The organism is Pseudomonas karstica (genome assembly GCF_009707515.1).
GTDB classification, from domain to species: Bacteria; Pseudomonadota; Gammaproteobacteria; order Pseudomonadales; family Pseudomonadaceae; genus Aquipseudomonas; species Aquipseudomonas karstica.
Genome location: NZ_WLYI01000017.1, coordinates 73,271 through 92,339, shown reverse-complemented (window position 1 = coordinate 92,339; position 19,069 = coordinate 73,271). Strand labels below are relative to the sequence as shown.

Annotated in this window: 19 protein-coding genes; 9 read left to right on the top strand and 10 right to left on the bottom strand. The window is 59.3% G+C overall.

Annotated features, from left to right (window positions below; translation table 11 throughout):
* Nucleotides 1-27: 27 nt before the first annotated feature.
* The 3 genes from GIR22_RS13945 to GIR22_RS13935 all read right to left on the bottom strand — a co-directional run bounded on the left by GIR22_RS13945 (nt 28) and on the right by GIR22_RS13935 (nt 2,491).
* Entirely contained in the window at nt 28-879 is an 852-nt protein-coding gene (locus tag GIR22_RS13945; protein ID WP_154743891.1) for an ABC transporter ATP-binding protein, read from the bottom strand.
* Nucleotides 880-1,453: 574 nt separating this feature from the next.
* Complete coding sequence (locus GIR22_RS13940; protein ID WP_154743890.1) at nt 1,454-2,005, bottom strand: GNAT family N-acetyltransferase; 552 nt, start codon at nt 2,003-2,005, stop codon at nt 1,454-1,456.
* 111 nt (nt 2,006-2,116) lie between these two features.
* Nucleotides 2,117-2,491 (bottom strand): DUF2784 domain-containing protein, encoded by a 375-nt coding sequence (locus GIR22_RS13935; RefSeq protein WP_154743889.1) that lies wholly within the window; start codon nt 2,489-2,491, stop codon nt 2,117-2,119.
* A 136-nt stretch (nt 2,492-2,627) separates the two neighbouring features.
* On the opposite strand from GIR22_RS13935, the gene GIR22_RS13930 reads away from it, so the two are divergent.
* The gene (locus GIR22_RS13930; RefSeq protein ID WP_154743888.1) at nt 2,628-3,317 is read left to right on the top strand and encodes an HAD-IA family hydrolase; all 690 of its coding nucleotides are present in this window, start codon (nt 2,628-2,630) and stop codon (nt 3,315-3,317) included.
* 47 nt (nt 3,318-3,364) lie between these two features.
* Here GIR22_RS13930 and GIR22_RS13925 read toward each other — a convergent pair whose 3' ends face one another.
* Complete coding sequence (locus GIR22_RS13925) at nt 3,365-4,111, bottom strand: 3-oxoacyl-ACP reductase family protein (protein WP_154743887.1); 747 nt, start codon at nt 4,109-4,111, stop codon at nt 3,365-3,367.
* A 126-nt stretch (nt 4,112-4,237) separates the two neighbouring features.
* On the opposite strand from GIR22_RS13925, the gene GIR22_RS13920 reads away from it, so the two are divergent.
* Together GIR22_RS13920 and GIR22_RS13915 are read left to right on the top strand one after the other, a co-directional pair.
* Complete coding sequence (locus GIR22_RS13920) at nt 4,238-5,161, top strand: LysR family transcriptional regulator (protein ID WP_154743886.1); 924 nt, start codon at nt 4,238-4,240, stop codon at nt 5,159-5,161.
* Between the two features lie 79 nt (nt 5,162-5,240).
* Entirely contained in the window at nt 5,241-5,678 is a 438-nt protein-coding gene (locus tag GIR22_RS13915) for an anti-virulence regulator CigR family protein (protein WP_154743885.1), read from the top strand.
* A 9-nt stretch (nt 5,679-5,687) separates the two neighbouring features.
* Here the strand turns inward: GIR22_RS13915 and GIR22_RS13910 are convergent, their stop codons facing one another.
* Nucleotides 5,688-6,422: a phosphoadenylyl-sulfate reductase gene (locus tag GIR22_RS13910; RefSeq protein WP_154743884.1), complete on the bottom strand. Its 735-nt coding sequence runs from the start codon at nt 6,420-6,422 to the stop codon at nt 5,688-5,690.
* 147 nt (nt 6,423-6,569) lie between these two features.
* Here GIR22_RS13910 and thrH point away from each other — a divergent pair, with 147 nt between their 5' ends.
* The gene (gene thrH / locus GIR22_RS13905) at nt 6,570-7,187 is read left to right on the top strand and encodes a bifunctional phosphoserine phosphatase/homoserine phosphotransferase ThrH (protein ID WP_178122247.1); all 618 of its coding nucleotides are present in this window, start codon (nt 6,570-6,572) and stop codon (nt 7,185-7,187) included.
* A gap of 56 nt (nt 7,188-7,243) precedes the next feature.
* Here the strand turns inward: thrH and GIR22_RS13900 are convergent, their stop codons facing one another.
* The 5 genes from GIR22_RS13900 to rloA all read right to left on the bottom strand — a co-directional run bounded on the left by GIR22_RS13900 (nt 7,244) and on the right by rloA (nt 11,998).
* Nucleotides 7,244-7,504, bottom strand: a complete 261-nt coding sequence (locus GIR22_RS13900) for a helix-turn-helix domain-containing protein (RefSeq protein ID WP_154743883.1) — start codon at nt 7,502-7,504, stop codon at nt 7,244-7,246.
* Nucleotides 7,505-7,583: 79 nt separating this feature from the next.
* A complete protein-coding gene (gene pabB / locus GIR22_RS13895) occupies nt 7,584-8,927 on the bottom strand; it encodes an aminodeoxychorismate synthase component I (RefSeq protein ID WP_154743882.1) in 1,344 nt (447 codons plus the stop codon).
* 10 nt (nt 8,928-8,937) lie between these two features.
* A complete protein-coding gene (locus tag GIR22_RS13890; protein ID WP_154743881.1) occupies nt 8,938-9,924 on the bottom strand; it encodes an alpha-L-glutamate ligase-like protein in 987 nt (328 codons plus the stop codon).
* On the bottom strand, nt 9,924-11,456 hold the full coding sequence (gene rloB / locus GIR22_RS13885; RefSeq protein ID WP_154743880.1) for an osmotic stress tolerance membrane protein RloB: 1,533 nt from the start codon (nt 11,454-11,456) through the stop codon (nt 9,924-9,926). The genes GIR22_RS13890 and rloB overlap by 1 nt, the downstream gene beginning before the upstream one ends.
* 5 nt (nt 11,457-11,461) lie before the next feature.
* The gene (gene rloA, locus GIR22_RS13880; RefSeq protein ID WP_154743879.1) at nt 11,462-11,998 is read right to left on the bottom strand and encodes a retropepsin-like aspartic peptidase RloA; all 537 of its coding nucleotides are present in this window, start codon (nt 11,996-11,998) and stop codon (nt 11,462-11,464) included.
* Between the two features lie 274 nt (nt 11,999-12,272).
* Between rloA and GIR22_RS13875 the strand changes: the two genes are divergently transcribed.
* The 5 genes from GIR22_RS13875 (at nt 12,273) to prpF (ending at nt 19,019) form a co-directional block, all read left to right on the top strand.
* Nucleotides 12,273-12,968, top strand: a complete 696-nt coding sequence (locus GIR22_RS13875) for a GntR family transcriptional regulator (protein WP_154743878.1) — start codon at nt 12,273-12,275, stop codon at nt 12,966-12,968.
* 11 nt (nt 12,969-12,979) lie between these two features.
* Nucleotides 12,980-13,873, top strand: a complete 894-nt coding sequence (gene prpB, locus GIR22_RS13870; protein WP_154743877.1) for a methylisocitrate lyase — start codon at nt 12,980-12,982, stop codon at nt 13,871-13,873.
* A 41-nt stretch (nt 13,874-13,914) separates the two neighbouring features.
* Entirely contained in the window at nt 13,915-15,042 is a 1,128-nt protein-coding gene (gene prpC, locus GIR22_RS13865; RefSeq protein ID WP_154743876.1) for a bifunctional 2-methylcitrate synthase/citrate synthase, read from the top strand.
* Between the two features lie 143 nt (nt 15,043-15,185).
* A complete protein-coding gene (gene acnD / locus GIR22_RS13860) occupies nt 15,186-17,780 on the top strand; it encodes a Fe/S-dependent 2-methylisocitrate dehydratase AcnD (RefSeq protein WP_154743875.1) in 2,595 nt (864 codons plus the stop codon).
* 48 nt (nt 17,781-17,828) lie between these two features.
* Nucleotides 17,829-19,019, top strand: coding sequence for a 2-methylaconitate cis-trans isomerase PrpF (gene prpF, locus GIR22_RS13855; protein ID WP_154743874.1), 1,191 nt, complete (start codon nt 17,829-17,831; stop codon nt 19,017-19,019).
* Nucleotides 19,020-19,069: the final 50 nt, after the last annotated feature.

The following is a 19,069-nucleotide window of genomic DNA, read 5'->3' as shown; positions in this document are numbered from 1 at the left end:
ATCGGTTGATGGCCGCAAGGGTGTTGATCAATGCAAATCAGTGTCTTTGCCGACTTGCAGCAATTCCATCAGGCGGCCAGCCAGCGGACCGATTTCCGGCAACTTGCGGCGCTCCAACGGGTTGTCGCGAAACGGCAAATCAATGTTGATTTCTTCGATGATCGTGCCGGGGCGGGCGCTCATCACCAGCAGCCGGTCGGACATGGCGATGGCTTCGATCAGGTCATGGGTAATGAACAAGGCAGTTTTCTTTTCATCAAACAGCATCCGCGCCATGTCCTGTTGCAGGATCATTTTGGTCTGCGCATCCAGGGCCGAAAACGGTTCGTCGAGAAACAGCACCTGCGGATCGATAGCCAAGGTGCGAGCCAGGGCAGCGCGCTGACGCATGCCACCAGACAACTGGAATGGATAGTGGTCGGCAAAGCCTTGCAGGTGGCAGCGATCAAGCAAATCCTTGGCCACGGCCTGACGCTTGGCGGCCGGCACACCCTGAATTTCCAGGCCCAACTCGACATTGCGGCGAATACTGCGCCATGGCATCAGCAAGTCTTTTTGCAACATGAATGCGACTTGGCGGACCGGGCCTGTGACCGCTTCACCGCCGACAAACACCTCGCCCTCGGAAGGCCGGTAGAGCCCGGAGCCCATATTAAGGATGGTGCTCTTGCCACAACCGGAAGGGCCGATGATCGACACCACTTCACCGCGGCGAATCTTGAAGTTCACCTCGCGAATGGCAAACGGTGCTTCGGACTTTCCTTTAGCAGGGAAGCATTTGCCGACATTGCGGAATTCAATTTCGGTGGGCTCCTGGTTGTCCTTGGGAGCGGATTTATTCCATTGCGGGGCCACGGCGTACATCTCGTTCACAGCCATTGGGAAGGGTCTCTGGTCTGTTTTATAAGTGATACGGTGTTTAGTGCATGAACAATGCCAGAGAGTTTTCAAGTTGCCTTTTTGTTTGAAAGTTCTTTGTTATTAATTGGTTACAAGTATTTTTGTTTTTTTTGTTCGTTTCATATATGAAACAAAGTTTCTTATATGGCACGAAATTACACATCTGATGTGTATCGCATGGGAGTTTTCAAGAAAAAGGTGCTTTGCTAGGTAGCGCCGAAGCCGGGGGCGAGGGAATTGTTTTAGATATGAAACAAGATGCGTAATGTGCACCGTGTAATCATCAAAGGAGGAGTTACTAGCACAGACAGTAAGGCTCGCGAGATGTACGGCGCAGCCCCCCAAAAAAAGTTTGCAAACTACGGGAGGCGTTCCTCTGTCTCCGGGATTTTCGAGTTAACTCACGGATAGTGCGGCGAGGGGACTACAAACTGGCCGTGCAGAAGGCGGCCTTATTGAATGCACAGCGTGCGTGGCTGCCGTTCACCGGCGTGACCCAGCTGTTCCCGGGAGTCAAGGCGATCGCGATCGCGATTAACGCCAGTCTTTAACTTTAAATATTAGACTGCGACACACCCCATTGGGCTTTAGTCAGTCCGTAGCACTTCCACTGCATAGGTGCAGTGGATAGGTTCAGCTCTGCGTCATACAAATGCGTTGCGCCAAGCTTCATCGTGGCTTTTTGCGAGCGAATATTGGAGGGGGCAATATGGAAATACACGATGTCATGCGTCTTGAAGGCATGCTCCACCATCAATCGCTTCAGCTCGCGATTGGTATTGCCGCCCCATTTCTCCCGCACCAAAAAGGTGAACCCGATGGCAATGCTGTCAGGCAGATCCGGCGGGGTGTAGTAGCTTGATCCACCGACAATCTTCCCCGTATCAATCTCGATGACAGCGAGGGCCTTTTTCGTCTTCAACAGAGACGCAAAGTACGTTTCAAACACTTCACGCTTATAGCGGTCCTTGGCAGGGTGCCCGACCCAGATACCCGGGTCACCAGCCGCCTGATACATGCCATCAAAATCTTTTTGCGCCAGAGGTTTAAGCCTTAGGGTGCTCCCACGCAACGTGGGTTGGTAGTCGAAGTCTTGTGCGAGCATGGGTTCATTTCCATGGGGCAACTGGATGTGGAACCAGTCTAGAGCGGCAGCCAATGAAGGAAAGATCCAATGCGCTGGTTATTGATGGAGCCATCGTATTTGCCGGTTGGCCTACACCGCACCCCTGCGTTTCCATTGCCGGATAATCCATCCATACACCGCCAGGTTGATCAGCAATACCAGGGCGCCGAGGCCGAGTTGGATGTGTGGTGTCAACCCGGCGGGGTAGATCAGGGCCAGGACATAGTGTTCGATGAAACCCCCGTCATAGCCGTTCTGCCCGGCGAGGTGGCGAAACAGGTTTTCCCAGCGGGTCAGCGGGCAGGGCAGGTGGAAGAGTTCGACTGCGACGCCCCAGGCGGCGGCAGGCAAGTGCATCCAGATGACGGGGCGCCATTTGAGGGCGAGCAGGCCACCGAATAGCACAAACAGGATGAAGCACAGGTGCAGCAGCACCAGGCTGTCGGCGGCGATGCGGTAGAGCATGTGGCGCTCGCTCAAAAGTGTCGGGCAACCAGTCTAAGGGAGAATGGATGTGCACGGCGCTTAGCGGTTGCTCGCAGGTAACCCGGGCCGTTATTGTGCTGAATCCTTTTAGTTCTTCGCCCACGGATTTGTTGTGATGAATGCACCGCGTACTGCTGTCGGCCCGATCAAGGCCGTGATTTTTGATATGGACGGGTTGTTGCTGGACACTGAAGGCATCTACACCGAAGTCACGCAAATCATCGCCAAGCGTTACGGGCGAACGTATGACTGGGGCATCAAGCAGCACATCATCGGCCGTGGTGCCCAGGACTTGGCCGACTATGTGGTCAAGGCCCTGGAACTGCCGATCACATCCGCTGAGTTCCTGGAGATCCGCGAGCCGCTGATGAGCGAGCGCTTCCCCAAGGCTTTGGGCATGCCCGGTGCCGAAGCGCTGGTACGGCACTTGAAGGCACACAATATTCCGATTGCGGTGGGCACCAGTTCGGCGCGTAGCTCCTTTGAACACAAGACCACGCTGCACCGCGAATGGTTTAGCCTGTTTGGCACCATCGTCACCGCAGACGACCCGGAAGTCGGTGCTGCCAAACCTGCGCCAGACATCTTCCTCACCGCCGCCCGCCGCCTGGGCGTTGCGCCCCAGGATTGCCTGGTGTTCGAGGACTCACCCTTCGGCGTCACCGCTGCCAAGGCTGCGCACATGACTGCTATCGCCGTGCCGGATGCCGCCATGGCCGACAGTAAGTATCACCACGCCGACCAGATAATCCGCAAGCTGGCGAACTTTGATCTGGCGGCCTATGGCTTGCCACCGCTGCGCTGAGTGATGGTAGTAATCGCTCCCACAAAGGAGCGATTACCCAGGGTCAATCAAGCACTGAACCCACCATCAATCGACAAACTCGCCCCCGTGATATACCCCGCCTCAGGCCCCGCCAGATAGGCGACAAAGCTGGCAATTTCTTCCACCTGCCCGTAGCGTCCCACCGCCATGAGCGGGATCAGGCTTTCGGCAAAATCACCGCTCGCCGGGTTCATATCGGTGTCGACCGGCCCTGGTTGCACGTTATTGATGGTAATTCCTCGAGGCCCCAGATCCCGCGCCAAACCCTTGGTCAGCCCCACCAGTGCCGACTTGCTCATGGCATATGGGCCACCACCGGCAAATGGCATGCGCTCTGCGTTGGTGCTGCCAATATTGATGATGCGGCTGCCTTCACCCATATGTTTTGCGGCTTCCTGAGTCGCGACGAATACACTGCGCACATTGACCGCCAACGTCCGATCGAAGTCTTCCAGCTTGAAATCTTCCAGCGGGCCTACCGCCAGTACGCCGGCGTTGTTCACCAGGATATCCAGGCGTCCGAATGCCTTGACCGTGGCGCTGACGGCGTTGCGGATGGCCTCGGCGTCGGCGCTGTCGGCGTGAATCGCCAAGGCTTTGCCGCCGTCGCTGATCACGCTGTTCTGCAATTGCTCGGCCCTGGCGGCGGAACTGACGTACGTAAACGCGACGGCAGCGCCCTGGGCCGCGAGGCGTTTGACGATAGCCGCGCCGATGCCGCGGGAACCGCCCTGGACCAAGGCAACTTTGCCGATGAGGTTTTGTGTGGTCATGTCGTACTCCGAAGTTTTCAAGGCGGACTGCCTTGCTGCTGGAGTCGAGTATCGACTGCGCCGGGCTGACCCGGTAGACCGTCATTGCTATAGTCTGTGTAAACCAAAAGTTTAGAATGAGACGATATGGAGAGCTTTGGCAGTATCGAATGTTTTGTGCGCAGCGCTGAGGGTGGCAGCTTTGCCGAAGCTGCCCGGCACCTGAGCCTGACCCCGGCGGCAGTGGGTAAAAGCGTCGCCAAGCTGGAGGTGCGCCTGGGAGTGCGGCTGTTCCAGCGCAGCACGCGGCGCTTGACCCTGACCGAGGCGGGCAAGCTGTTTCTGGAGGAGGTCAGCACCAGCCTCATTACCATTCAAAACGCCGTGGCCAACCTTGCCAGTGCTCAAGGGCGGCCGGTGGGCACGCTCAAGGTGAGCATGGGCACCGTCTTCGGTAACCGCTATGTGGTGCCGTTGTTGGGGGAATTCCTGCAGCGTTTTCCCGACATCAGCCCTGACTGGCATTTTGACAACCGCCAGGTGGACCTGATCGGCCAGGGCTTCGACGCCGCCATTGGCGGTGGTTTTGAGCTGCCTCAAGGCGTGGTTGCACGCAAGCTGGCTCCCGCCCACCGGGTGCTGGTGGCCTCACCGGCTTATTTGGCACAGCGCCTGCCAGTGCTGGTGCCTGAAGACCTGGCACGTTGCAACGGCATCCTGATCCGCTCGCCGCAAACCGGGAGGATCCGCTCCTGGCAATTGACCAACCGCTTGCGCGAACAGCGCCCGCTGGTGCTCAAGCCGCGCATGACCATGAGCGACTCCGAAGCGGCCTGCCATGCCAGTGCCCAAGGCTTGGGCATTTCCCTGGTGAGCATGCCGATGGCGGTACCGTTTCTGGACAGCGGTGAGTTGCAACGGGTGCTGCCGGATTGGTACATCGATGACGGCAACATCTCCCTGTATTACGCCGAACATAAATTGCTGCCCGGCAAGACCCGGGCGTTTATCGAATTCATCATCGAGCAGTTTGCCGCGCAGCAGTTGGGGCAGCGATTCAGTGCGATCTGAGACGACCTGCGAGAACGTTCGGCCCATATCTGTTCTAAGCTGATATGGGCCGCAGTGGCCTGCGACTGAGGGGCGGACCATGTTCAAATCACGTGTGTTGTCAGTGCTTACCAGCCTGGTGTTGATCGCAGGTTCCCCGGCGCTCCTGGCCGACCCCGGCAAAGGCCATGGCAACGGAAAGGGCGGCACCCACGGCAATCAGGGCCAGGGCGGCGGCAAACAGGGCGGGGGTGCTTATTACGGCGGGCCGCAGATTGATGTCGGCGGTGTGCGAGTCATCTTGAGAGACAATCGGGATTATTGGCACGGCGGTTCTTCGTTGCCACCCGGGATCCAGAAGAATCTCGCGCGGGGCAAGCCGTTGCCACCCGGCATTGCCAAGAAACTCGACGGGCGCCTGCTTGGGCACTTACCTCATTATGATGGCTACGAATGGCAGCAGGCCGGCACCGACCTGATCCTGGTGACCATCGCCACCGGGATCATTTACGAAGTGCTGAATAACGTTTTGGACTGACTTTCTGCATCACGCCTTGCTGATGATATTCCCTGCATGCAACCCGCATTCTTTCTGCGTCGCTTCTTCCCACCACCAGCGGCCTTCGCGCTCGTGCTGGTTCGGCAGTACGGGACGGGTGCAGGGCTCGCAGCCAATGCTGATAAACCCGCGCTCGTGCAGGCTGTTGTAGGGCAGCTCCAGCATGCGGATATAGCCCCAGATCTCCTCGCTGGTCATTTGCGCCAGGGGGTTGAACTTGTAGAGGGTGCGTTCCGGGGTGGAGAAGGCTGTATCCACTTCCAGTGCCGCCACCTGGCTGCGGGTGCCTGGGCTCTGGTCGCGGCGTTGGCCGGTGGCCCAGGCATTGACGCCGGAGAGCTTGCGCCGCAGCGGCTCGATCTTGCGGATGCCGCAGCACTCGCCGTGGCCGTCCTTGTAGAAGCTGAACAGGCCTTTTTCCTTGACGAAGGGTTCCAGTTTGCTCTGGTCCGGCGAGACCAGCTCGATGTCGATCTTGTAGTGCTCGCGTACCTGCTCGATAAACCGGTAGGTCTCGGGGTGCAAGCGGCCGGTGTCGAGGCTGAACACCTTGACGTTCTTGTTCAGCTTCCAGGCCATGTCCACCAGCACCACGTCTTCGGCACCGCTGAAGGAGATCCACAGGTCGTCGCCGAACTGGCTGAACGCCAGCTTGAGGATGTCCTGGGCAGACTTGTTGGCATAAGTCGCGGCGAGTTCAGCGACGTCGAAGGCTTGGTTCATCAGGACGGTTCCTACAGGTCAATGGCGCTGAGCGCTCTATAGGAGGCGATGGTAACAAAATCCGGCCCGCGTTGCGGTGGCCGACATGAATCGCTAGAGTTCGACAGTCTTTTTTACTCGCTCGAATAAAACCAATGGGAGTGTGTTGTGGAAATTGCCTGTCTCGACCTGGAAGGGGTACTGGTTCCGGAAATCTGGATCGCCTTCGCCGAAAAAACCGGTATTGAGTCCCTGCGGGCTACCACCCGGGACATCCCCGACTACGACGTGTTGATGCAGCAACGCCTGCGGATCCTCGACGAACACGGCCTCAAGCTCGGGGATATCCAGGAAGTCATCGCCACCCTCAAGCCCCTGGACGGTGCCATCGAGTTCGTCAACTGGCTGCGTGAGCGTTTCCAGGTGGTGATTCTGTCGGACACCTTCTATGAGTTTTCCCAGCCGTTGATGCGCCAATTGGGGTTCCCGACGCTGCTGTGCCACCGGTTGATTACCGATGAGACGGGTCGGGTCGTGAGCTACCAGCTGCGCCAGAAAGATCCCAAGCGCCAGTCGGTGCTGTCCTTCAAGAGCCTGTACTACCGAGTGATTGCCGCAGGGGATTCCTACAACGACACCACGATGCTGGGCGAAGCGGACCGGGGCATTCTGTTCCATGCGCCGGAGAATGTGATTCGCGAATTCCCGCAGTTTCCAGCGGTGCAGACGTTTGAGGATTTGAAGAAAGAGTTCATCAAGGCTTCTAATCGGCCGTTGAGCCTGTAAGGTTCGGGTGAAGGCGATCGCGGGCGCCGCTACAAGCAGTCATGCAAGGAAGCTTGTCAGCTGACGCCCGCGAGCAAGCTCTCGTAAGGAATACGCAAGCCTTCGTGCGGGCGCTTGATCATTGGCAGGCTCAGCCTACGCTTGCGGTTCAGCACTTCTGAGACGCGTCCGCTGGTACCAATGAAGGGTTCCAGATCGTGTGCAGTCAGGCCCAACTCATCGCCTTCAGTCGAGCCGACCTCAGCTCCCCATATCTGCTCGGCGCGTGCACGTGCAGCGGCCAGGTCTTCAGGGGTACGAATAGGCTTAACGTTCATCAGACAGTCTGCGCGTTGATCTGGTCGTACTGGGTGTGAGAGAGGCCTGCTCCTGCGAGAAGAGAGGGCGACTCAGGTGCTATAAACCTTCCAGCGTCTCCAGCAATACCCGCACCTTGGTTATCGACTCCTGGTACTCCGCCTGCCACTGCGAGTCGACGACAATCCCGCCACCGCCCCAGCAGCAAACCTGCCCGTCCTTGACCAGCAAACTGCGAATGGCGATAGAGCTGTCCATCTCTCCTCGCACATCCAGGTACAGCAACGAGCCGCAGTACAACCCGCGCCGGGTCGTCTCCAGTTCATCAATGATCTGCATTGCCCGTATCTTCGGTGCGCCGGTGATGGAGCCGCCAGGGAAGCTACCGGCGATCAGGTCCAGGGCATCCTTGTCGTCCGCCAGTTCACCGGTGACGCTGCTCACCAGGTGATGGACGTTGGGGTAGCTTTCCAGGCTGAACAACTCCGGTACCTTCACCGACCCGATACGGCAAGTACGGCCCAAGTCGTTGCGCAGCAGGTCAACGATCATCAGGTTCTCTGCACGGTCCTTGGGGCTGGCCAGTAATTCGGCTGCATTGGCGCAATCCTCCGCCACCGTTGCACCGCGGGGGCGGGTACCTTTGATCGGTCGGGTTTCAACCTGGCGCTGGCTGATTTTCACGAAGCGTTCCGGCGACAGGCTCAGTACTGCGCCATCGTCGGGCAGGCTCTGGAATCCGGAAAACGGTGTTGGGCAGGCCTCGCGCAGGGCGCAATATGCAACCCACGGATCGCCGATGCATGGCGCGCGAAAGCGTTGGGCGAAGTTGACCTGATAGCAGTCGCCCGCCTGGATGTAGTCCTGAATCCGGGCAAGGGCCTGCTCGTAGGCTTCGGCGCTCAGGTCGGCTGTCATCTTGCCGTGCAGCTTGAACGTGGCGGGTGCGCTCAGCGTCGGATGGCTGAACAGCGTGATCAGGCGTTGCCGTTCGCCGTCACTCAATTGGGGGTGAAACACCAACTGACTGGTGAGCGCCTGGTGATCGCTGATCAACGCCCAGGCATATAGGCCCAGGCGCGCATCTGGCAGGCGCAGATCATCCACGGCCCGGTGTGGCAGTTGCTCCAGGTGCCGGCCGAAGTCGTAGCTGAGGTAACCGATCAGGCCGCCGGCAAACGGCAGTTCATAGGGCGCAGGCAACGTGGCTTCACCCAGAAGTGCCAGGTTTTCCCGCAGCCGTTGCAGGAAGTCGCTGCCACTTTCGTCCGGCCAGACCGTCAGAGTTGCTTGCGGCCAGGCGCTGAGCAGATCATAGCGGCCGCGCCCGGCAGCCGGTCGGCCGCTGTCGAGTAACACCGCACCCGGGGCATGGCGAATGGCCGTAAAATACTCGGCCGGATTTGCCCGATAGGGCAACGGGTAAACGGAGCAGGTTGGCATGTGGGATGAATCAGCCTTCTACTGCTGGAACATGGCCAAACATTTCCTGGGCAAACTTCACTCGTTCCTCGGGCGTCTGTGTCACACCGGCCACTGCCAACGCTTCCACGTGTGCCTCCACCGCATGGGTGCGCAGGGTCAGCCCGCAGTCGTTGGCGATCTGGATGTTCAGCCCCGGTCGGGCGTTGAGCTCCAGGATCAGCGGGCCTTTCTCCTGGTCCAGCACCATGTCCACACCAATGTAACCCAGGCCGCACAGCTCGTAGCAGCCGGCGGCGAGCTTCATGAAACCGTCCCAGTTAGGCAGTTGCACACCGTCTACCGCGTTGGTGGTGTCCGGGTGTTTGGTGATGATGTTGTTCAGCCAGGTGCCGCGCAGGGTCAGGCCGGTGGCCAGGTCGACGCCGACGCCAATGGCGCCCTGATGGAGGTTGGCCTTGCCACCGGACTGGCGGGTGGGCAGGCGCAGCATGGCCATTACCGGATAGCCCATCAGTACGATGATGCGGATGTCCGGTACGCCTTCGTAGCTGATGCTCTTGAAGATCTGGTCGGGCACCACGCGGTATTCGATCAGCGCCCGGTCGCGGTGGCCGCCAAGGGAATACAGACCGGTGAGGATGCTGGAGATCTGATGCTCGATTTCTTCATGGCTGATGATCTTGCCGGACACTGTGCGATAGCGCCCTTCAAAACGGTCGGCCACCACCAGGATGCCGTCGCCGCCGGCGCCCTGGGCCGGTTTGATCACGAAGTCGCTGCGCCCTGCGATGATCTCGTCGAGCTTGTCGATTTCCTTCTCGGTTGAAATCACCCCGTACATCTCGGGCACGTGGATGCCGGCAGCGATGGCCCGCTCCTTGGTGATGATCTTGTCATCGACGATCGGATACAGGCTGCGCTTGTTGTACTTGAGCACGTAGTCGGCGTTACGCCGGTTGATGCCCATGATTCCCCGAGCTTCCAGGGCTTTCCAGGTCTTCCAGAAACCGAACATTACGAATCAGCCTTGAGGAAGGCCTTGAAACGCACCAGCTCGGTCAGGCGGTAGCCACGATAACGACCCATGGCCAGCATGAAGCCCACCAGGATCAGCAGGATCGCCGGGAAGGTGAAGACGAAGTAGACCAGCTCCGGCACGCTCATGATCAGGTGCGCCAGGGAGGCTGCGAACAGTGTACCGATTGCCACCTTCATGGCATGGCCGCCGCCGCGTTCTTCCCAGGTAATGGACAGGCGTTCGATGGTCATGGTCAGGATCACCATTGGGAACAGCGCCACTGACAGGCCTCTCTCAAGTCCAAGCTTGTGGCTGAACAGGCTGATGGCCGCGATCAGTACCACCACGAAGGTCAGCACCACCGAGAGCCTTGGCAGCATTTGCAACTTCAAGTGCTCAAGGTATGACCTGAGGGATAACCCGAGCGCGGTGATCACCGTAAACAGCACGATCCCGAAGCCCAGTTGTGTCTCGCGGAACGCGAGGGCGATCAGTACCGGGGTAAAGGTACCCAGGGTCTGCAAGCCGATCAGGTTGCGCAGGATCAGGATCACCAGCACGCCAATCGGGATCATCACCATGATCATGAAGGTCTGCTGGGTTTGCAGCGGCAGGCCATAGAGCGAGTATTCGAGGAAGTTGGCGTCGGTATTTTCGTCGGTCAGCTTGGCCAGGCGAATGGCGTTCATTTCGCTGTTGCTCAGGCTGAAGGTCACCATGGCTTTCTTGCCGCCGTCGAGGGTGATCAGGTTTTCATCGCCGGTCCACCACAGCAGGCGGTCAGCAGGCAGGCCCTGTTCACCGGTGTCGGGGTTGAAGTACAGCCAATCGTTGCCATTGAAGCTGCGCAGCCACAGTTCCGGGGTTTGTGGCTGGTCGGCCACCAGGCGGATGGTGTGGACCTTTTCCACCGGCACGTGGGCGATGGACAGCAGCAGTTCGATGATCTTCGCCTTTTGCGGCGTCGATGGGTCGCCCGCGAGCAGCAGCTTGACGTTGTCGTCGTTGAGGTTGTTGGTGCGTTTGATGGCTTCGCTGATAAAGGTCTCGACGTCGGCCGAGTGCTGGCGGATAGGTGCGAGCAAGGCTTCGGCGGCGATTTTCTCCGGGCCTTCGACAGCGATGCTGTCGCGGAAGGTCGGGCCCTTGATCTTGGCCTTATCAGTGCTGTAGCGCTTGGTCAGCACCAGGCGGTAGTAAAGGGTCTGGCTGCCCTTGGCGCGGCGTGCCGACCAAGTGACTTTGCGGTTGCCATCGACGCGGTTGACGCTTACGCCATAGTTGTTGGAGATAAAGCTTTCATTAAGGCTGACGAAGTCGCTGCTCAGGGGCGGCACGAACATCTGGAGCTTGACCGGGTCCTTGGCACTGGCGACGAACTCGACCTTGGCGTCGATGTTCCACAGGTCGTCGGTGGCGTCTTCAGTGACGGGAATCCCCAACGCGAAAATTTGATAGGCGGTGACTGAAATGCCCAGTACCACCAGGATGGCAATCAAGACTTTCAGGTGCAGATTAAGAGAGCGCATTGAAATTACTCAGCGGTATGAACGTCAGTGGCACAGGCAGGTTTGCCCGCCGCGTATTTGAGACTGGGGTCGACCAGCGCATCAAAGCGTTTCAACGCTTCGGAGCCGATCAGCAGCGGGTATTGAAAAGTGCTGCGGTCAGTCAAGTTCACTTCGATACTGCGTAAAGCGGTACCCATGCAGATATTCAGGGCAATCACCGGACGGGCAGTGTACTGCTGACCTTCATCGGCGTCGTAATCGTCGGCGCGACGCTTGATCTTGCTGACACGTTCCAGAGGACGCTCGATGGGGTGGGAGTGCGCAGTGTCAATGGCCAGGTAGAAGCGGACCCAGGACTCGTCGTTGCGCTTGAAGCGCTTGATGTCCCGGGCGCTCAACGACGCGGTCTTGGCACCAGTGTCGAGCTTGGCCGGCACTTGCAGGTCAATACCGGCCAGGTGTGCGTATTCATTGAGGCCATAGACAGTCTTCTCGGCGGCGACGCCAAGACCCGGCAGTAACAATAAGCAAAACAATAGGGGAAAGGGCTTGAGTCTCATAAATCCTGAGGCGGTGCAGTGCGATGTTCAATTCAAGGCGACTGGCATTGCTGCGCAAACTCCCTCGTGCGCCTTTTCATCCAATGATGTCAGGCAAAAGCGGCAGGCATTCTAACATGAAGGTTTTCTGATACCAGCGCTGGCAGGCGGCCATGCCCTTATCGAAGGTTTACGTGGGTTTATTAGACGATTGTCGACAATGCGTATTTATTCTTTGACTATCTAGGGCTATTTGGCTAGTTTTTGTGGAATTGATTTTAAAGGTGTCGACAATATGCTGGATCAATCGGAAGCCCCAGTGGCAACGTCGGACGAATCCCAGACAATGTCTGAGAACGTCTTCCGCCGTATCCAGGCCGCCATCGTCAAGGGCGAGATCGCCCCAGGCAGCAAGATTTCCGAGCCGGAGCTGGCCCGCACCTATGGCATCAGCCGTGGCCCACTGCGCGAGGCGATCCATCGTCTGGAAGGCCAGCGCCTGCTGGTGCGGGTTCCTCACGTAGGCGCCCGGGTCGTCTCCCTCAGCCATGCCGAGCTGATTGAACTCTACGAAATTCGCGAGTCCTTGGAAGGCATGGCCTGCCGCCTGGCCGCCGAGCGCATGACCGCCGAAGAAATCGAAGAACTGCGCCAGGTGCTGCACACCCATGAGCGCGATGCCGCGTTCCAGGCCGGTGTCGGTTACTACCAGCAGGAAGGCGATTTCGATTTTCATTACCGGATAATTCAAGGCGCCGGCAACCGTACCTTGACCCAAATGTTGTGTGGCGAGCTGTATCAACTGGTGCGCATGTACCGCATCCAGTTCTCCGCCACCCCCAATCGTCCACGCCAGGCGTTTGCCGAGCATCACCGGATTCTGGACGCGATTGCCGATCGCGACGGTGAACTGGCCGAACTGTTGATGCGTCGCCATATCGGCGCTTCCAAACGCAATATCGCGCGTCACTTTCCAGAGTGCGCCCCCTAGAGAGGTGAGTCATGAGCTCCACTAACAAGAGTACTCCAGGCCAGCGTTTTCGCGATGCGGTCGCCAGCGAACAGCCGTTGCAAGTGGTCGGTGCGATCAACGCCAATCATGCCCTGCTGGCCCAGCGTGCCGGTTTCAAAGCCATTTACCTGTCGGGTGGCGGGGTGGCCGCAGGCTCCCTCGGCGTGCCGGACCTGGGAATTACCAGCCTGGATGACGTGCTGACGGATGTACGTCGTATCACGGATGTTTGCGACTTGCCATTGCTGGTGGACGTGGACACCGGGTTCGGCTCCTCGGCGTTCAACGTGGCGCGCACCGTTAAATCAATGATCAAGTTCGGCGCAGCGGCGATCCACATTGAAGATCAGGTGGGTGCCAAGCGTTGCGGCCATCGTCCGAATAAAGAGATCGTGTCCCAGCAGGAAATGGTCGACCGCATCAAGGCGGCTGTTGATGCCCGTACCGATGACAGTTTCGTGATCATGGCCCGCACCGATGCCTTGGCTGTCGAAGGCCTGGAGTCGGCCTTGGAGCGTGCCGCTGCCTGCATTGAGGCCGGTGCTGATATGGTGTTCCCGGAAGCCATCACGGAACTGGAGATGTACAAGTTGTTCGCTGCCCGGGTCAAAGCGCCGATTCTGGCCAACATCACCGAATTCGGCGCGACCCCGCTGTACACCGTCGAACAGTTGAAATCTGCCGATGTTTCACTGGTACTGTACCCGCTGTCGGCTTTCCGCGCCATGAACAAGGCGGCAGAAAACGTCTACACCGCGATCCGTCGCGACGGTACCCAGCAGAATGTGATCGACACCATGCAAACCCGCATGGAGCTTTACGATCGCATCGACTACCACACCTTCGAGCAGAAGCTCGACGCGCTGTTCGCCGCCAAGAAATAAGCGCAGCGCCTCCCCGATAACTACAAGATTGGAGAACAACCATGGCTGAAGCAAAAGTATTGAGTGGTGCTGGCCTGCGCGGGCAGGTTGCCGGGCAGACCGCACTGTCTACCGTGGGCCAGGCGGGTGCCGGCTTGACCTACCGTGGCTACGACGTGCGCGAACTGGCCGCCGATGCACAGTTTGAAGAAGTTGCCTACCTACTGCTGTACGGCGAGTTGCCGACCCAGTCCGAACTGGCCGCCTACAGCGCCAAACTGAGCAAACTACGGGATCTGCCCCAAGCGCTGAAAGAAGTGCTGGAACGCATCCCCGCTGACGCCCACCCGATGGACGTGATGCGTACCGGTTGCTCGTTCCTGGGCAATATCGAGCCGGAGCAGGATTTTTCTGCCCAGCATGATGCTACCGACCGCCTGCTGGCCGCCTTCCCGGCGATCATGTGTTACTGGTATCGCTTCAGCCACGATGGCAAACGCATCAACTGCGTGACCGATGAAGCGTCCATTGGCGGCCACTTCCTGCACCTGTTGCATGACAAAAAGCCAAGTGAATTGCACGTCAAGGTGATGAACGTCTCGCTGATCCTTTACGCCGAGCACGAATTCAACGCCTCGACTTTCACTGCACGGGTCTGTGCCTCGACCCTGTCGGACCTGTATTCCTGCGTCACGGCCGCCATCGGCTCCCTGCGTGGCCCGCTGCACGGCGGCGCCAACGAAGCGGCGATGGAGATGATCGAGCGTTTCTCCTCGCCGGAAGAAGCGGTGAAGGGCACCCTCGGCATGCTGGAGCGCAAGGACAAGATCATGGGCTTCGGTCACGCGATCTATAAGGACAGCGACCCGCGTAATGAAGTGATCAAGGGCTGGTCGAAAAAACTCGCGGGCGAGGTGGGCGATAAGGTGTTGTTCCCGGTCTCCGAAGCCATCGACAAGACCATGTGGGAACAGAAAAAACTGTTCCCCAACGCCGACTTCTACCATGCCTCGGCGTACCACTTCATGGGTATCCCGACCAAGCTGTTCACACCGATTTTTGTCTGCTCGCGCCTGACTGGTTGGGCCGCTCACGTATTTGAACAGCGCGCCAACAACCGCATCATCCGTCCGAGCGCCGAGTACACCGGCGTCGAACAGCGCAAGTTCGTGCCAATCGAACGTCGCTAGTAGGAGCGAGCTTGCTCGCGAAGGCCGCCAACGATAACGCTGGCGTCCTGAATAAGCACGGTATCTTGACGTTTTTCGTCGGAACGCCGCCTGGAGCAAGCTCGCTCCTACACAGTTAACCGTACCGTGAGCGAGTCCTGACGATGAACACTGAACACCGTAAACCGCTGCCCGGCAGCCGACTGGATTTCTACGACGCCCGTGCGGCTGTCGATGCAATCACCCCCGGTGCCTACGCTACCTTGCCGTACACCTCTCGTGTGCTGGCGGAGAACCTGGTGCGACGCTGTGCCCCGGCGACTCTCAACGCTTCCCTGGGCCAACTGATCGAGCGCAAGCGCGACCTCGACTTCCCCTGGTTTCCTGCCCGTGTGGTGTGCCACGACATTCTCGGCCAGACCGCCCTGGTGGACCTTGCCGGCCTGCGCGACGCCATCGCCCTGCAAGGCGGTGACCCGGCCCAGGTCAATCCGGTGGTGCCCACTCAACTGATCGTCGACCACTCCCTGGCCGTGGAAAGTGGCGGTTTTGATCCTGATGCGTTCGAGAAAAACCGCGCCATCGAAGACCGCCGCAACGAAGACCGTTTCCACTTTATCGAGTGGACCAAAAAGGCCTTCAAGAACGTCGACGTGATCCCGCCGGGCAACGGCATCATGCACCAGATCAACCTGGAGAAAATGTCTCCGGTGATCCAGGTGCGTGACGGTGTGGCCTTTCCCGACACCTGCGTCGGTACCGACAGCCACACCCCCCATGTGGATGCCTTGGGCGTGATCGCCATCGGCGTCGGTGGCCTGGAAGCCGAGAGTGTGATGCTCGGCCGAGCCTCATGGATGCGCCTGCCGGAAAGCGTCGGCGTCGAACTGACGGGCAAGCTGCAACCGGGCATCACCGCCACTGACATGGTGCTGGCGTTGACCGAGTTCCTGCGCAAGCAAAAAGTCGTCGGTGCCTGGTTGGAGTTCTTCGGCGAAGGTGCGTCGAATCTGACCCTCGGCGACCGCGCCACTATTTCCAACATGGCCCCGGAATACGGTGCCACCGCAGCGATGTTCTATATTGACCAGCAGACCATTGCCTACCTGAAACTCACCGGTCGTGAAGACGAGCAGGTGGCATTGGTAGAGCAATACGCTCGCCACACCGGCCTGTGGGCGGATGACCTCAAGGGTGCGCAATACGAACGTGGGCTGACGTTTGACCTGTCCTCGGTAGTGCGCAATATGGCCGGCCCGAGCAACCCTCACGCCCGCGTCGCCACCAGCGATTTGGCCGCCAAAGGCATCAGTGGCCAGTGGGACGATGTGCCAGGGCAAATGCCCGATGGCGCAGTGATCATCGCGGCTATCACCAGTTGCACCAACACCAGCAACCCGCGCAACGTCATTGCCGCAGGCCTCTTGGCGCGCAATGCCAACACGCTGGGCTTGACCCGCAAGCCATGGGTCAAATCGTCCCTCGCTCCCGGCTCGAAAACTGTCGCCATGTACCTTGACGAGGCGGGCTTGACCACCGAGTTGGAGCAACTGGGCTTTGGCGTGGTGGCGTTCGCTTGCACCACCTGCAACGGGATGTCCGGCGCACTGGACCCGGTGATCCAGCAAGAGATCATTGACCGTGACCTGTACGCCACTGCGGTGCTCTCGGGTAACCGCAATTTTGACGGACGGATTCACCCGTATGCCAAGCAAGCCTTCCTCGCTTCACCGCCGCTGGTAGTGGCCTACGCGATTGCCGGCACCATCCGTTTCGACATCGAAAAGGACGTGCTTGGCCTGGACGCGAACGGTCAGGAAATCCGCCTGAAAGACATCTGGCCCAGCGACGAAGAGATCGATGCGGTGGTCAAGGCCTCGGTCAAACCGGAGCAATTTCGCCAGGTGTATATCCCGATGTTCGCCATCCATGAAGACACCGGCCCGAAAGTCGAGCCGCTGTATGACTGGCGCCCACAGAGCACCTACATCCGCCGCCCGCCGTACTGGGAAGGCGCCCTGGCCGGTGCCCGTCCTCTCAAGGGCATGCGTCCACTGGCGGTGCTGCCAGACAACATCACCACCGATCATTTGTCGCCCTCCAACGCCATCATGCTCGACAGCGCCGCAGGGGAATACCTGGCGAAAATGGGCCTGCCGGAAGTCGACTTCAACTCTTATGCGACGCACCGTGGAGATCACCTGACGGCCCAGCGCGCCACCTTTGCCAACCCGAAACTGTTCAATGAAATGGTCGTCGAGAACGGGAAGGTCAAGCAGGGTTCACTGACGCGCCTGGAGCCGGAGGGCAAAGTGACGCGGATGTGGGAAGCCATCGAAACCTACATGGAGCGCAAGCAGCCACTGATCATCATCGCAGGCGCCGACTACGGCCAGGGTTCGTCCCGGGACTGGGCGGCCAAGGGCGTGCGCCTGGCGGGTGTCGAGGCGATTGCCGCTGAGGGGTTCGAACGCATCCACCGCACCAACCTGGTGGGTATGGGGGTGCTGCCTTTGGAGTTCTTGCCGGGCACCGACCGCAAGACCCTGAAGATAGACGGCAGTGAGACCTATGATGTGATCGGCGAGCGCACCCCGCGTGCGACGCTGACCCTGGTGATCAACCGCAAGAATGGCGAACGTGTCGAAGTGCCGGTGACCTGTCGTCTGGATACCGCTGAAGAAGTGTCGATCTACGAGGCGGGCGGCGTGTTGCAGCGTTTTGCCCAGGACTTCCTGGAATCGGCTGTTACAGCCTGACATAAAAGGCGTGGGGGATTTCAAATCCCCCTGCTCATGAGGAAAACCATGGCACACGTACCCCAGATCAAAATCCCCGCCACCTACATGCGCGGCGGTACCAGCAAAGGGGTGTTTTTCAGCCTCAAGGATTTGCCCGAGCCGGCCCAGGTACCGGGCCGCGCGAGGGATGCCCTGTTGCTACGGGTAATCGGCAGCCCGGACCCCTACGACAAGCAAATCGACGGCATGGGCGGCGCCACGTCCAGTACCAGCAAAACCGTGATCCTGGCCAAGAGTACCCGTGCCGATCACGACGTCGACTACCTGTTCGGCCAGGTGTCCATCGACAAACCCTTCGTTGATTGGAGCGGCAACTGCGGCAACCTCTCGGCGGCGGTGGGTTCCTTCGCCATTGGCAGCGGTTTGGTAGACGCTGCGCGCATTCCCCGAAACGGTGTCGCCGTGGTGCGGGTCTGGCAGGCGAATATCGGCAAGACCATCATCGCTCATGTGCCGATCACCGATGGTGCGGTGCAGGAAACCGGCGATTTCGAGCTGGACGGCGTGACCTTTCCGGCAGCGGAAGTGCAGTTGGAATTCATGGACCCGGCAGCGCAAGAAGAGGGCGGTGCTGGTTCGATGTTCCCCACCGGCAACCTGGTGGACGACCTGGAAGTGCCCGGTGTCGGTACCTTCAAGGCAACGCTGATCAACGCCGGTATTCCCACTATTTTCATCAACGCCCAAGACCTGGGCTATAGCGGTACCGAGTTGCAAGGCGCGATCAATAGCGATCCGAAAGCCCTGGCGATGTTCGAGACCATTCGTGCCCATGGTGCACTGCGCATGGGACTGATCCAGCACCTGGACGAAGCGGCCCAGCGCCAGCACACGCCCAAGGTCGCCTTTGTGGCGCGGCCTGCGGACTACGTGGCGTCCAGTGGCAAGGCGATCCAGGCAGCGGATGTCGACCTGCTGGTGCGGGCACTGTCCATGGGCAAATTGCACCACGCAATGATGGGCACGGCGGCGGTGGCGATTGGCACGGCGGCGGCGATTTCCGGGACCCTGGTGAACCTGGCGGCGGGCGGTGTGGAGCGCAACGCAGTGCGGTTCGGGCATCCGTCGGGGACGTTGCGGGTCGGTGCCGAGGCGAGTCTGGTTGACGGTGAGTGGGTTGTGAAAAAAGCCATCATGAGTCGCAGTGCGCGGGTCCTGATGGAAGGTTTTGTGCGTGTTCCGGGTGACGCGTTCTGAATGATCGTTCCCAGGCAGAGCATGGAAACGATCAAGCAGGCAGGCACCAA

Coding starts and splice junctions, on each gene's coding strand:
- GIR22_RS13910 (WP_154743884.1), bottom strand. CDS start 6,422: ATGAACCAAGCCTTCGACGTCGCTGAACTCGCCGCGACTTATGCCAAC.
- GIR22_RS13920 (WP_154743886.1), top strand. CDS start 4,238: ATGGAGAGCTTTGGCAGTATCGAATGTTTTGTGCGCAGCGCTGAGGGT.
- GIR22_RS13940 (WP_154743890.1), bottom strand. CDS start 2,005: ATGCTCGCACAAGACTTCGACTACCAACCCACGTTGCGTGGGAGCACC.
- GIR22_RS13935 (WP_154743889.1), bottom strand. CDS start 2,491: ATGCTCTACCGCATCGCCGCCGACAGCCTGGTGCTGCTGCACCTGTGC.
- rloB (WP_154743880.1), bottom strand. CDS start 11,456: ATGCGCTCTCTTAATCTGCACCTGAAAGTCTTGATTGCCATCCTGGTG.
- prpB (WP_154743877.1), top strand. CDS start 12,980: ATGAGCTCCACTAACAAGAGTACTCCAGGCCAGCGTTTTCGCGATGCG.
- GIR22_RS13890 (WP_154743881.1), bottom strand. CDS start 9,924: ATGTTCGGTTTCTGGAAGACCTGGAAAGCCCTGGAAGCTCGGGGAATC.
- GIR22_RS13875 (WP_154743878.1), top strand. CDS start 12,273: ATGCTGGATCAATCGGAAGCCCCAGTGGCAACGTCGGACGAATCCCAG.
- prpF (WP_154743874.1), top strand. CDS start 17,829: ATGGCACACGTACCCCAGATCAAAATCCCCGCCACCTACATGCGCGGC.
- GIR22_RS13900 (WP_154743883.1), bottom strand. CDS start 7,504: ATGAACGTTAAGCCTATTCGTACCCCTGAAGACCTGGCCGCTGCACGT.
- prpC (WP_154743876.1), top strand. CDS start 13,915: ATGGCTGAAGCAAAAGTATTGAGTGGTGCTGGCCTGCGCGGGCAGGTT.
- GIR22_RS13915 (WP_154743885.1), top strand. CDS start 5,241: ATGTTCAAATCACGTGTGTTGTCAGTGCTTACCAGCCTGGTGTTGATC.
- GIR22_RS13930 (WP_154743888.1), top strand. CDS start 2,628: ATGAATGCACCGCGTACTGCTGTCGGCCCGATCAAGGCCGTGATTTTT.
- GIR22_RS13945 (WP_154743891.1), bottom strand. CDS start 879: ATGGCTGTGAACGAGATGTACGCCGTGGCCCCGCAATGGAATAAATCC.
- GIR22_RS13925 (WP_154743887.1), bottom strand. CDS start 4,111: ATGACCACACAAAACCTCATCGGCAAAGTTGCCTTGGTCCAGGGCGGT.
- acnD (WP_154743875.1), top strand. CDS start 15,186: ATGAACACTGAACACCGTAAACCGCTGCCCGGCAGCCGACTGGATTTC.
- rloA (WP_154743879.1), bottom strand. CDS start 11,998: ATGAGACTCAAGCCCTTTCCCCTATTGTTTTGCTTATTGTTACTGCCG.
- pabB (WP_154743882.1), bottom strand. CDS start 8,927: ATGCCAACCTGCTCCGTTTACCCGTTGCCCTATCGGGCAAATCCGGCC.